The 12,037-nt window shown below is 62.9% G+C and carries 9 protein-coding genes; 1 reads left to right on the forward strand and 8 read right to left on the reverse strand.

The features are described 5' to 3' along the window. Positions 1-7 precede the first annotated feature (7 nt). From AC1Q80_RS28650 to AC1Q80_RS28680, 7 genes are read right to left on the reverse strand one after another with little or no spacing between them, the layout of a single operon-like run. The gene (locus AC1Q80_RS28650) at positions 8-1,552 is read right to left on the reverse strand and encodes an ABC transporter substrate-binding protein (RefSeq protein WP_492362651.1); all 1,545 of its coding nucleotides are present in this window, start codon (positions 1,550-1,552) and stop codon (positions 8-10) included. Positions 1,553-1,588: 36 nt separating this feature from the next. Beyond that, positions 1,589-2,590 carry an ABC transporter ATP-binding protein gene (locus AC1Q80_RS28655; protein WP_492362652.1) on the reverse strand — a complete coding sequence of 334 codons (1,002 nt, stop codon included), beginning with the start codon at positions 2,588-2,590 and terminating at the stop codon, positions 1,589-1,591. Continuing rightward, positions 2,587-3,459: an ABC transporter ATP-binding protein gene (locus AC1Q80_RS28660; protein WP_492362653.1), complete on the reverse strand. Its 873-nt coding sequence runs from the start codon at positions 3,457-3,459 to the stop codon at positions 2,587-2,589. The genes AC1Q80_RS28655 and AC1Q80_RS28660 overlap by 4 nt, the downstream gene beginning before the upstream one ends. Then, positions 3,456-4,361, reverse strand: a complete 906-nt coding sequence (locus AC1Q80_RS28665; RefSeq protein WP_492362654.1) for an ABC transporter permease — start codon at positions 4,359-4,361, stop codon at positions 3,456-3,458. Before AC1Q80_RS28665 ends, AC1Q80_RS28660 begins: the two co-directional genes overlap by 4 nt. Next, complete coding sequence (locus AC1Q80_RS28670; RefSeq protein WP_173424048.1) at positions 4,358-5,305, reverse strand: ABC transporter permease; 948 nt, start codon at positions 5,303-5,305, stop codon at positions 4,358-4,360. Before AC1Q80_RS28670 ends, AC1Q80_RS28665 begins: the two co-directional genes overlap by 4 nt. A 30-nt stretch (positions 5,306-5,335) precedes the next feature. Then, entirely contained in the window at positions 5,336-7,351 is a 2,016-nt protein-coding gene (locus AC1Q80_RS28675) for a CocE/NonD family hydrolase (RefSeq protein ID WP_492362655.1), read from the reverse strand. Continuing rightward, on the reverse strand, positions 7,351-8,613 hold the full coding sequence (locus tag AC1Q80_RS28680) for an MFS transporter (RefSeq protein ID WP_492362656.1): 1,263 nt from the start codon (positions 8,611-8,613) through the stop codon (positions 7,351-7,353). The genes AC1Q80_RS28675 and AC1Q80_RS28680 overlap by 1 nt, the downstream gene beginning before the upstream one ends. 584 nt (positions 8,614-9,197) lie before the next feature. Between AC1Q80_RS28680 and AC1Q80_RS28685 the strand changes: the two genes are divergently transcribed. Next, a complete protein-coding gene (locus tag AC1Q80_RS28685) occupies positions 9,198-11,291 on the forward strand; it encodes an oxidoreductase (protein ID WP_492362715.1) in 2,094 nt (697 codons plus the stop codon). 91 nt (positions 11,292-11,382) lie between these two features. Here the strand turns inward: AC1Q80_RS28685 and AC1Q80_RS28690 are convergent, their stop codons facing one another. After that, positions 11,383-12,021: a TetR/AcrR family transcriptional regulator gene (locus tag AC1Q80_RS28690; RefSeq protein WP_173424052.1), complete on the reverse strand. Its 639-nt coding sequence runs from the start codon at positions 12,019-12,021 to the stop codon at positions 11,383-11,385. Positions 12,022-12,037: the final 16 nt, after the last annotated feature.

The raw sequence follows: 12,037 nt of genomic DNA on the forward strand, positions 1-12,037 counted from the left end.
TTGTTCCTTACGCCTTTTCGAACCGGGGAATGTCGATGTAGCCATCCGCCAGCAGGAAAGGCTTGATGCCCTGTCGCGCCACGGCGGCGAAAGTCTCATGGGTCAGGAAAACGAAGCCGCCCGACTGCTCCATCAGGTCCTGCATCTTTTGATACATCGTGTTGCGTTTGGCCTGGTCCGGCTCGGCCATTGCTTGCAGATAGAGGTTTTCGAAGTCCGGACTGTCAAACTGCGACCAGTTGAGCTGGCCGATCTGCGAGGGACGGAACCAGGCGAGGTTTTCCGCCGGATCGACACCACCTGCGAAATTCATCAGCACCATCTCAAGTGCGTTGCTGCCGTCCGGTGCCTTGTCGCCCAGCGTCCAGAAAACGGCGTCGTCGACGGCATTGATCTCCACATTCACCCCGATGACGCTGAGCAGTGCCTGCACGATCTGGCAGGTCAAGAGGCTCGTCTTGTCATTCAGCGCCGAAAGCGTGATGCTGAGATCGGAAACCCCAGCCTCCTCCAGAAGCGCCTGCGCCTTTTCCATATCCGGTGCGTAAAGGATCGCTTCGCGATGGCCGATCATGCCGGGCGGGACGACGCCGGTCGCCGGTTGGGCCAGATCGGAATAGGATCCGGCCATGATCTGGCTGACGTCGATTGCATGCTGGATCGCGCGGCGCACCCGCTCGTCGGCGAATTTCGGGTTTGTGAGGTTGAGGCTCAGCCAGATCAGCCGGCTGCCGTTCATTTCGATGAGGTCGCTTCCTTCCGGCAACCTGTCGCGGTAGGTCGCCAGCGTGTTGAGGCTGACCTTGGTGTAGGAGACCGCCTTCGCCTCGTAGGCGAGCGCTGCTGCCTCGTCGTCGAGCACGATTTCGAACTTCACCGCCGGGAATGCCGGCTGAGCGCCCTTCCAGGCCGGGTTGCGCGTGAGCAGCAGCGACTGCTTCGGCACCCATGCTTCGATCCGGTACGGGCCGGCGGTTGCCGGCGGTTCCGTTGTGAACTTGCCGCCAACCTTCTCGACGGCCTTCCGGCTGACGATATGGCCCATGTAATAGGGCAGCGTCGTCACCCAGAACGGGACGGACGGTGTCTTCAGCCGGATGATCCCCGTGCGCTCGCCCGTCACCTCGACCGTCTCCATCGTGTCGAAGGCATAGGCCCAGGGAGAATTGTTGGCGGGCGTCGCAACACGCTCGAAGGAATACTTCACGTCCTCGGCGGTCACTGGCCCGAAACCATCAGTCCATTCCAGCCAGTCGTGCAGCTCGAACTCGATTTCCGTCGGCGACTTCTGCACAAGGCTTTTGGCGGCATAAGCTTGCCAGCCGGGCGTCGCACGCACGTCGTTGAGGCGATTGAGCGAAGGGTAGATGCACCGGCCGATCTCCTCCTCCAGCGACCCGTTCTGGAAAGCGGGGTCGAGGATCTGGATATCCGTGCCGCCGCGCACGACAAGCGTGTCGCCATCGATGGCATAGGAAAGGCGTGGCCTGAGTATCAGCGCCCCTGCGGCGGCGGCCGATACTGTCAGGAATTGTCGTCTGTTCATGGACATCTGAATTCTCCCTTCTCAGATGGTGGCTCGATAGGGTCAGGCGATAGCGAGTGCTGGTTCGCCTACCGTCTCCCCGATCGGAAAATGACAGCGCACCCGCTGGCCGTTCGCTCCGGCGGTCTCCCGCGGAGCCTCGCTTCGGCACAGGCTCCGGGCAAAACGGCACCGCTCGTGGAATTCGCAACCGGCCGGGCGCGCAAAGATGCTCGGCACCTCGCCGATGACGGGCGGCTCGCTTCGCCGGTGCCTCGGATCCGGAACCGGTTCGCTGTCGAGCAGCGCCTTCGTGTAGGGGTGCTGGGGATTGCGGAAGATCTCCGCCGTCGGCCCGCTTTCGACGACACGCCCGAGATACATGATGACCAGTTCGTCGGAGATGTGCCGCGCCACGGCGAGGTTATGGGTGATGATCAGGAAGGCGGTTTCGTGTTTCTCGCGGATGTCCAGGAAGAGGTTCATCACCCCGCCCTGCACGGAAACGTCGAGACCGGCCGTCGGTTCGTCCGCAACGATCAGGCGCGGGACGACGGAGAGCGCCCGTGCAACCGCAGTGCGACGCGCCTGGCCGCCGGAAAGGGCATGGGGAAAGCGGGAAAGCAGAGAGGACGGCAATCCGGCAAGCTGCGCCAGGGAGGCAATGGCCTCGGACGTCCTTGCGCCCTCGCCGGAAATTCGACGGGGTTCGGCAATGATGTCGCCGATGCGTTGCCGCGGATTGAAGGAGGAGGCCGGGTCCTGAAAGAGCAGCGCAGTCTTGTCGCGGATCGGTCTGAAGCTGGCCTTTGAGAAGTCCTGAAGGGGGGCGCCGTCGAAACGGATTTCGCCTGTCGTCGGCGGCGTCAGACCGACAAGCGCCATGCCGAGCGTGGTCTTGCCCGAACCGCTTTCACCCACGACACAGACGATCTTGCCGGGCCGGAGCGACAGAGAAACATCCATGACAATGTCGAGTTTGCGCCCGGCGGAGAAGATGCCACCGCCCGTACCGACGGCGATGCCGAGGCCGCGCGCCTCGAGAATGGGTGTCTGTTTCGTCATGCCGTTTTCCTCTCGTCTGCGTGACGGCGCAGGGCCTCGTGGTCGATGACCGGCATACGGTTCACGCCGGGCGCGATCAGCGCCGGCTCGCACGCAAAGAGTGCCTTGGTGTAGGGGTGCGTCGGGTTCGCAAAAATGGCCTCGACCGGGCCCTGCTCGACCACGCGGCCGGCATACATGACGACCACACGATCGCAGATTTCGGCGATGACGCCGAGATGATGGGAAATCATCAGGACCGCGACACCCGCCTCGGCGCGCAGCTCCCGGATCAGGTGGAGGATCTGCGCCTCCATGGTGACGTCGAGGGCGGTCGTCGGTTCGTCGGCGATCAAAAGCGATGGCCGCATCATCAGCGCTGCGGCAATTGCAACACGCTGGAGCATGCCGCCGGAGAGTTCGAACGGGTAGTTCGACAACCGCCCGGCGGCGTTGGAAAGTCCGACTTGCTTGAAGACGGCGACGATGCGCTGCCGTTTCTCCTCCTTGGACAAAGCCGTCTCGCGCCACAGGAGGTCCGTGAGCTGATCGCCCAACCGGTGCAGCGGGCTGAAGGTGGTCATCGGGTTCTGGAAGACCATGGCGGCCCCCGGTCCGCGAACGGACCGGAACGCCGGCCCGTCGGCGCCGAGCAGATTCTTGCCGGCGAGCGACAGGGCCTTGCCGCTGACGGCGGCCGATGAGGGCAGAAGGCCGAGAATGGAATGGGCAAGTGTCGACTTGCCCGAGCCGCTCTCGCCGATGATGCCGACGATCTCGCCCGGCTGGATGGTGAGATTGACATTCGAGACCGCGGGCCTTCCGCCATAGGAGATCGACAGTTCGTCGATCTCAAGCACCGGGCGCGTCTGTTGTTGCTCGGTGCTCATGCCGATTTCTCCGTTGCGAGCTTGGGATCGAGCGCATCGCGTAGCGCCTCGCCGAAGAAGGTGAAACCGATCGTTGCAAGCACGATGGGTATGCTGCCGACGAGGACCGGCACCGGTGTGTTGCGGATCACCGAGAAGCCATCGGACAGGATGTTGCCCCAGCTCGGTACTTGCGGCTTGACGCCGAGGCCGAGGAACGACAGCCCGGCCTCGAGCGTGATCACCGTGGAGAGGTCGAGGCAGGCAAGAATGAGCAGCGGTCCGACGACGTTGGGCAGGAGATGGACGAAAAGGATGCGCAGGCTGGAGGCGTTCATCACCTGCTCTGCCCGGATGAAATCCCGCGCCTTGAGGCTGAGCGTCTGCGCACGCACAAGCCGTGCATAGGACGGGACGGAATAGGCGACGATGACCAGGATCACCGTGGAGACGCCGGGTCCGAGCAGCACGACGATTGCCAGGCCGAACATGATCATCGGCAACGAGCTAAGGCTGTCGAAGACGAGGACCAGCAGGCCATCCAGCCAGCGCGGGCCGTATCCGGCAATCAAGCCGAGTGGAATGGCGGCGGCAAGAGCGGCAGTGAGCGAAACCAGCGCGACCGTCATTGCCGTGCGCGTGCCGAGAATGACGCGGGTGAAGAGATCGCGGCCCAGCTGGTCGGTGCCCAGCCAATGGGCAGCCGACGGGCCGGCGAGACGCTCGGTCACGCTGATTGCGGTCGGCGAATAGGGGGCAATCCAGGGCGCCAGCGCCGCGACGAGCACGATCAGGGTGACAAGCACCACGCCGATGGCGCCCAGTGGCGTGGAAAGGATCTGGCGCAGCGTGCGTGCGATCCGCAACGATCGTCTCTGGTTGAAGCCGCTGGCGACATGCATGTTGGAGACTGCCTCGCTCATTGAAGGGCCCTCTTCACGCGCGGATCCAGCAGAGCCGCGAGGATATCGGCGCAGATCATGCAGGCGATATAGAGGGCGGCGGTCACCATGACGGTGCCCATGACCACAGGGAAATTTCGGGTGATGACGGCGTCATAGGTCATCTTGCCGAGACCCGGTCGCGAAAAGACGATCTCCGCGAAGACCGAGCCAGTCAGAAGGCCGCCAAAGCCGATGGCGATGACCGAGAGGACGGACAGCATGGACTGGCGAAGCGCGTAGCGCAGGACCACCCGGCGCTGCCCCACGCCGAAGGATTGCAGCGTGCGAACATAGGGCTCGTTCATCGCCTCGATCATCGCGGCGCGCACAATGCGCGAGACGTAGCCGACCCAGCCGAGGCCGATCGCGAAGGACGGCAAGATCAGGGCCTTGAGATAGCCGAGCGGATCGGACATCTCGCCGGCGCCAATTGCCGGCAGCCAGTTCAGCGTCACGGCGAAGAGCAGCAGCGTGTAAAGCGAGACGACGAAGGACGGCACGGCGACGAAGCCGATGGAGAGCAGGCCGATCAGCCAGTCCGGCCAGCGTCCGCGATAGAGCACCGCAAGACAGCCGAGGGCAACGCCGAGCGCGACGGCCCAGGCAAAGCTTGCAAGCGCGAGCGTGATCGTGTGCGGCATCACCTCGGCGATCATCGTCAGCACCGGTCGCCGGCTCCACACGTCCTCGCCGAGATCGCCGACGGAGAGCCTGCCGATAAACAGGCCAAGCTGTTCATAGAACGGACGGTCGAGGCCCATCATCTCGTGGAAGGCAAGGCGCATTTCCGGCGTCGAGCGAGCGCCCAGTGCCACGACCGCCGGATCGCCCGGGATCATGTGCATCAGGCTGAAGAGCATGAGCGCGACAACGAAGAGGATGGCGATGCCAAGCCCTACCCGCCGCAGAATGAAGAATGTCATGGTTCCCCCCTTTGTTTTGGTTGACCGGAGCTAGAGGTGGTCCCGGTCGATATCTCGTTCGCCCGCGCGTTCGAAGACGACCTCTCCCCGCTCCAGCGCCAGAAGGTGCCAATGCAGGCGAAACTGGGTTGCGGTCGACGTCAACGTGACTTTCGAACGGGTCTCGACGTCAGCGTCGCCGCTGGCGAAAGCCATCTGCCAGCCCGTCTCCAACGCGGCCGAAAGCGGGTCGCTGTCGGTCAGTTCCATGCGGTCGATCACACTGGCGGCGGTCACGATCGATCGGTCCGGTAGCCTGTACCTGCCAAAATCGCTTGTGAGCACGATCGCCTCGCGACCGGGGCCGACGTCACGATGGATTTCGCGGCGATGTTGCATCGGCGCGATCTCAATGACCTCAAGCGGCGGTGCGATCTCGACCGGGGCGAAGGTCGGCGTCGCCTCTCCCGCCATCGACTTCCGTACGGGAATGGAGAGCTTGGCTGCACCCGTTGCCAGCGAGATCGTTGGTCGCTCCGGTGACGGCCATAGGATCGGCCAGAGTTGTGTCGTCAACACCAGCCGGAGACGGTGACCGGCTGGGAAACGGCGGCCGATATGGCCAAGAGTGATGCGGGCGGTGAACATCTCGCCCGGCTGCAGAGCTTGCGGTTTCTCGTGACTGTTGCGGTGGGTGAGATTGAGGCAACCCCACGTGACCAGTGTCGAAGTACCGTCAGGCGCGACATCGCAGATCTTCGCGACGAGCTGGGCATTGGCGACATCGCAGGTGCCGCGGATCTCGAGTTCCGGCGCTCCGAGCATATCGAAGCCGGCAGCGAGCGGACAGGTGTCGAAGGCCAGGCCCAGACCATCTTCCCGCCGCTGATCGAGCGCCATGTCGGGTGCATCGTCGCCGTAGCCGCCAAAGCGGCCGAAATCCTGCATCGTCACGGTGGGTGTCGAGAGGACAAGCGCCTCGCCGGGAACGGGCTCGTCGGCCAGCCCCACTGCGTTCAGATGCAAGGTGCGGGTCTCAACGTTCGGCGACGGCCAGGCTTCTTCGCCGACCCAGCGACCGGGGTGATTAGCGTAGAAAGGCGCCGGTTGGTGCGGCTCGATGATCCAGGCCGTATAGGCCGGCTCCTCCATGATGCCGGTTTCGATGCCGCAGAGCCATTGCCGCCACCAGCGGATGGCCTCCTGCATGTAACCGATCGCCGGTCCCGGCTCGCCGAGAAAGGGGTAGGCATGCGACCACGGGCCGACGAGCCCCTTGCGTGGCCCCGGCAGGTTTTCCAGAAGCCGCGGCACTGCGTTGAAGTAGGTGTCGTCCCATCCGCTGATGGCGTAGACCGGGATGTCCACCTTGGAGAAATCTTCGCAGATCGAGCCGCGCTGCCAGTAGGCATCGCGCCGCTGGTGTTCCAGCCAAATGTCGGACCAGCAGCTGGAAGCCTCCAGCCGCTCCATCCACATTTCGCGCCAGCGCTCGCCGACCATCTGCGGATCCGGCGGCAGGGCGCCAAGTCCGAGGATGAAGGACGACCACATGGCATCCTCGGTGAGAAGACAGCCGCCGTTGTAGTGTACATCGTCGGCATAACGGTCATCGGAGCAGCAGAGTGCGATCACCGCCTTCAGTGCCGGTGGCCGACGGGCTGCAACCTGCAAGGCGTTGAAACCGCCCCAGGAAATGCCGGTCATGCCGACCGCGCCGGTGGACCAGGGCTGAGTGGCGAGCCACGCGATGACGTCCTCGGCATCGTCGAATTCCTGCTCGGTATATTCGTCGGTCAGAATGCCTTCACTGTCGCCAGAACCGCGAATGTCGACCCGGCAACAGGCAAAGCCGTGGCCGGCGACATAGGGGTGCATCTTGACGTCGCGGAACACCGTGCCATCGCGACGGCGATAGGGAATGAGTTCGAGGATCGCCGGCACCGGCGACACCTCGGCATCTTCAGGTAACCAGATCGTCGCCGCCAGGCGGCAACCGTCACGCATCGAGATGAAAACGGGATCAAGACAGCGCACGGCGCGTGGAAAGGAGGTGACAACGGACATCACGGCTTCTCGTTCTTCTCGGGGGACTGGTTGTCGGCGGCAGGCAGCCATTGGTAGACCTCGGGCGAGGTCTGTGGGTAGGTGACGAAATCCTTGCGCCGCTTCACGCCGGCCCGCCGCAGGCGGCGCCAAAGAGCAAACAAGGCGAAGGCGATGGAGAGCGCGCCGGCGTACCAGAAGAAGGCGTTCGCTCCGTAGTGCTCGATCCCGGTCGCGCCGATCATCGGACCGAGCGTGCCGCCGAAAGCCCAAATCAAAAGCAGATTCGACGAGAGTGGGACGAAATCGGCAGGCTCGGCGCGATCGTTGGCGTGCGCGACGCCTAGCGGATAGAAAATCTCGGAAATGCCGCCGAAGACTGAAAACAGGATCAGTAGCATCCAGAAGGGTGTTGCAACGCTGATTGTGAAGAACAACCCACACACGACGACGAGAACGACGGCGAGCGTCAGCATCATGTTGGTGCGGTCGAGTTTGTCGGACAGCGCGCCGAGCGGGAATTGCAGGAAGAGAGCGCCGAGCACGACCGCCGACATCAGGAGAGCGATGCGGTCCTGGGTGAAGCCGAGATCGAGCACGTAGAGCGAGCCGATATTGGCGAAGGTCGAGGATACGAGCCCTGTTAGAAGGCAGGCGAAGGCCCCGAGCGGAGAGGTGCGGAACGCCCGCAGGATGTGAATGCCGACTGGCGCGTGCAATTGCGGTTCACCCACCCAGATGGCGGTGACCGGCACCAGCGCCAGCACGTAAAAGGCGGCGGAAAACATCAGCATGTCGTTGCCACCGGGATCGATATCCCGCGCAAGCAGTTGCCCGAGCCCGTAGAAGAGACCGATGACCAGCACATAGAGTGTCAGCGCCCGCCCGCGCCCGCTGTTCGGCACCATGGCGTTCAGCCAGCTTTCGATGATGACTGTCTGGCCGGCGTTGACGAAGCCCATCACCGCCATCACCGCCATGAGCGCGGCGATGCCGGGATTGAACGCTATGGAAAGAAGAAGGACCGCCGCCAGCGCCGAAAAGGCCGCATAGGCGCGCACTTCACCGACTGAGCGAATGAGGCGTGTGGAGCCAACGCAGCCGACGAGAAACCCGGCGCTTTCGGCCATGACGGCAAGGCCGACGATGCTGGCGCCGTCGCCGGCCGAAACCAGCCGCAACGGCAACAGGGTATGAAACAGGCCCGACCCGGCCGCATGGAGCGCACCGCCGGCAAGCGGTGACGCGATCGACCAAACAGGCAAGCTTTGCACCTGACTCATGACACGGCTCCTTCCCTGCGGGAGCCGGCAAGCCTCCAACAGCGACCACTAAAGGCAAATTACGAATGTGCAGGCCTGCAGCCACAGGTGGAATTCACCTTGGCGTGCCAGGACCCTTTTTCGTCCGGCGCATCGTGGCCCGGACGGTGTTTTGTCGTGCATCAAATTACGCACAAACTGAAAATTGGCGCAAGAGAAATTATACGATCTTATAATTAATGCTGGAAGTAATTGATAACATGTAATTTATGGCATTTCATTCGATGTTCGAGCAACCAATCCAGCAATGCGCCTACACCTATGATCACCCATGAGACGGCACATCGATCTGTCGCACAAGCTGCTGTTTTTACGTCGTTTAACGTTGAGAATGGGAGCTTTCTCCAGGTCTGTGTTGGAGGGAGTCGCTCCAATCCAAAGGGGATCATGACGAAACGAAATGACCTCAAAACAATTTGCCATGCCGGAAATTATACGTTTGTATAGCAATGATCTTGCATGGTGAAGGCGCCGGGCTATGCTGGCCTTTCGGAACCGCAGCGGCCAGCGCTGTCCAAAGAACAATTCTATCCATGGTAGTGATGATGCCCAGAGACCCCCGCTTCGATATTCTCTTCGAACCCGTCAAGATCGGCCCGGTCACGGCGCGCAACCGCTTCTATCAGGTGCCGCACTGTTCCGGCATGGGCTACCGCTATCCGAATGCCGAGGCCCATCTGCGTGGCATGAAGGCCGAGGGCGGCTGGGCAGTCGTCTCCACCCAGGAGGCGGAAATCCACCCGACCTCGGATCTGACGCCGGCAAATGAGGCGCGCCTTTGGGACGAAGGTGACCTGCCGGCCCTTTCCGCCGTCACCGCGCGCATCCATGACCATGGCAGCCTCGCGGCCATCCAGCTGGTTCACAACGGCCTGCATGTCGCCAATCGGTTTAGCCGGATGATCCCGCTTGCCCCGTCCCATGCCGTCAGCGACAGCCTCGACCCTGTTCAGGCGCGCGCCATGGACAAGGCCGACATCGCCGATATGCGCCGCTGGTACCGCAATGCGGCATTGCGTGCCAGGAAAGCCGGATTCGATATCGTCTATCTTTATGCCGGCCATGACATGAGCGTGCTTCAACACTTCCTGTCGCGCCGCCACAACGACCGCAGCGACGAGTACGGCGGCTCCTTCGAAAACCGGTTGCGGCTGTTTCGCGAAATCATGGAGGATACACGGGAGGCGATCGGAGACACCTGTGCGCTCGCCGTGCGCCTGGCCGTCGACGAACTGATGGGACCCGCCGGGATTACCAGCGAGGGGGAAGGCAAGGACATCATCGCGGCGCTCGCCGAGCTTCCGGACCTCTGGGACGTCAACCTCTCCGATTGGTCGAACGACAGCCAGACCGCTCGCTTCTCCGAGGAAGGCTACCAGGAGCCCTACATCCGCTTCGTCAAATCCGTCACGACCAAGCCCGTGGTCGGCGTCGGGCGCTATACCTCGCCGGACAGCATGGTACGGGTAGTTCGCCAGGGTGTCCTCGACTTCATCGGTGCGGCACGCCCGTCGATCGCCGATCCCTATCTGCCGAAGAAGATCGAGGAAGGCCGCATCGACGACATTCGCGAATGCATCGGTTGCAACATCTGCGCTTCCGGCGACAATACCAATGTGCCCATGCGCTGTACGCAGAACCCGACGATCGGGGAGGAATGGCGCAAGGGCTGGCACCCAGAGATCATCGCATCAATGCCCGCACCCGAACCCGCGCTGATCATCGGCGGAGGACCCGCAGGCCTGGAGGCGGCACGCGCGCTTTCGCAGCGTGGGGTCGATGTCGTGCTCGCGGAAGGAAGCGGGGAATGGGGCGGACGGGTGGCGCGTGAATGCCGGTTGCCGGGACTTGCCACCTGGGGCCGGGTGCGCGATTGGCGCATCGGTCAGTTGAGCACCAAGGTCAATGCCGAGCTCTATCTTCATAGTCCGCTCAGCGCCGAGGATGTGCTGCAATATGGCATTCCTCATGTCGCGATTGCCACCGGCGCAAGCTGGCGATGCGATGGTGTCGGTCGCACCCACCGGCGGCCGCTCGAATTTCTTGCAGAGGGCGCGCTGGTTTCGCCTGATGCCCTCCTTGCCGAAGGCGCCCAGGCGGTTTCTGAGCGTAGCCCAGTCGTGGTCTTCGACGACGACAGCTTCTACATGGGCAGCGTGCTTGCGGAACTGCTGGCCAAGGCCGGCCGGCCGGTGACCTTTGTCACGCCCGAACCACAGGTTTCGCCCTGGAGCAAGAATACCTTGGAACAGGGACGCGTGCAGAAGCGTCTCATAGATCTTGGCGTCGAGATCATCCCCGCCATGAGCCTTGCCGGCCGAACCAAGGATCGGCTCGACCTCGCCTGCGTCTACAGCGGTAAGATCCGGTCGATCGACTGCGGCACACTCGTCCCGGTCACGGCGCGATTGCCTGACGAAACCCTCTGGCGAGACTTGAAAGCCCGGGAAGCGGATTGGGCCGATGCCGGCATCAAGACGGTTGTCCGGCTCGGCGACTGCCTGGCCCCCGGCCTGATCGCTGCCGCCGTCTACTCGGGTCACCAGTATGCCCGCACCTATCAGCAACAAGTCGATAGCGATCGCGTCCCCTTCCTTCGGGAGGACATCGCAACGCTCCAAGACCTCCCATCTTCATGAGGTAGCCTTTAGTCAGTGAAGGGGGGAGCGGCCTATTGGCATGGTCGCCACGGGCGCTATTCTGATCACCAGTTGCGGCCAGACGCTTCGGTTATGCGTAAGCACCTCGGCGTAAGCCTTCGACCCAGTTGCGGCAGAGCTGCATGCCTTCCTCAGGCTTGAAGGAGGCCGGGTTGAGGCACCAGGCGAGCCAGAGGCCATCGAGGAGTGCAGTAAAGGCGATGGCGCTCAGGCGAATGTCGGCGATCCCGAACCCCTCGTCGGCGGCGAGATCGCCGAGCAACCCTTCGATGGCACCGACATAGTTGGAATACTCGCCCTGCTGCGAGGCACTCATGCGCGGGGAATGGAGAACGAGTCCCCAGAACACCACCCAGACACCGAGCACGCCCCGATCGAACAGCATGGGAGAGAAGGACACGTTGATGAAGGCGTCCAGGCGCTTTTGCGGCGTCGGTTCGGCATCTGCGACGGCTTTCAACAGCGATTGCAGCAGGCCTTCGGACATGATGTCGAAAGCATAGGCGACGAGTTCGTTGATCTCGCCGAAATGGTGGGTGATCAAGCCCTGCGTCACACCCGCTTCCGCCGCGATCTGCCGGACGGAAACGCCGGCATTGCCATGTTTGACGATGCAGCGAAGCGCCGCTTCGCCAAGCTGCCGACGTCGGTCCTCGGGCGTTTCCCGGTGAAAACGCGCCCTGCCCTTTGCTACGACTTTTCTTGCCAATGCGCCCCTGCCTCTT

Source organism: Ensifer sp. GW823-FHT05D09 (genome assembly GCF_058795755.1).

Excerpts from the sequence above, each read along its gene's own strand:
- AC1Q80_RS28650 (WP_492362651.1), bottom strand. The coding sequence starts at position 1,552 with ATGTCCATGAACAGACGACAATTCCTGACAGTATCGGCCGCCGCCGCA.
- AC1Q80_RS28655 (WP_492362652.1), bottom strand. The coding sequence starts at position 2,590 with ATGACGAAACAGACACCCATTCTCGAGGCGCGCGGCCTCGGCATCGCC.
- AC1Q80_RS28660 (WP_492362653.1), bottom strand. The coding sequence starts at position 3,459 with ATGAGCACCGAGCAACAACAGACGCGCCCGGTGCTTGAGATCGACGAA.
- AC1Q80_RS28665 (WP_492362654.1), bottom strand. The coding sequence starts at position 4,361 with ATGAGCGAGGCAGTCTCCAACATGCATGTCGCCAGCGGCTTCAACCAG.
- AC1Q80_RS28670 (WP_173424048.1), bottom strand. The coding sequence starts at position 5,305 with ATGACATTCTTCATTCTGCGGCGGGTAGGGCTTGGCATCGCCATCCTC.
- AC1Q80_RS28675 (WP_492362655.1), bottom strand. The coding sequence starts at position 7,351 with ATGTCCGTTGTCACCTCCTTTCCACGCGCCGTGCGCTGTCTTGATCCC.
- AC1Q80_RS28680 (WP_492362656.1), bottom strand. The coding sequence starts at position 8,613 with ATGAGTCAGGTGCAAAGCTTGCCTGTTTGGTCGATCGCGTCACCGCTT.
- AC1Q80_RS28685 (WP_492362715.1), top strand. The coding sequence starts at position 9,198 with ATGCCCAGAGACCCCCGCTTCGATATTCTCTTCGAACCCGTCAAGATC.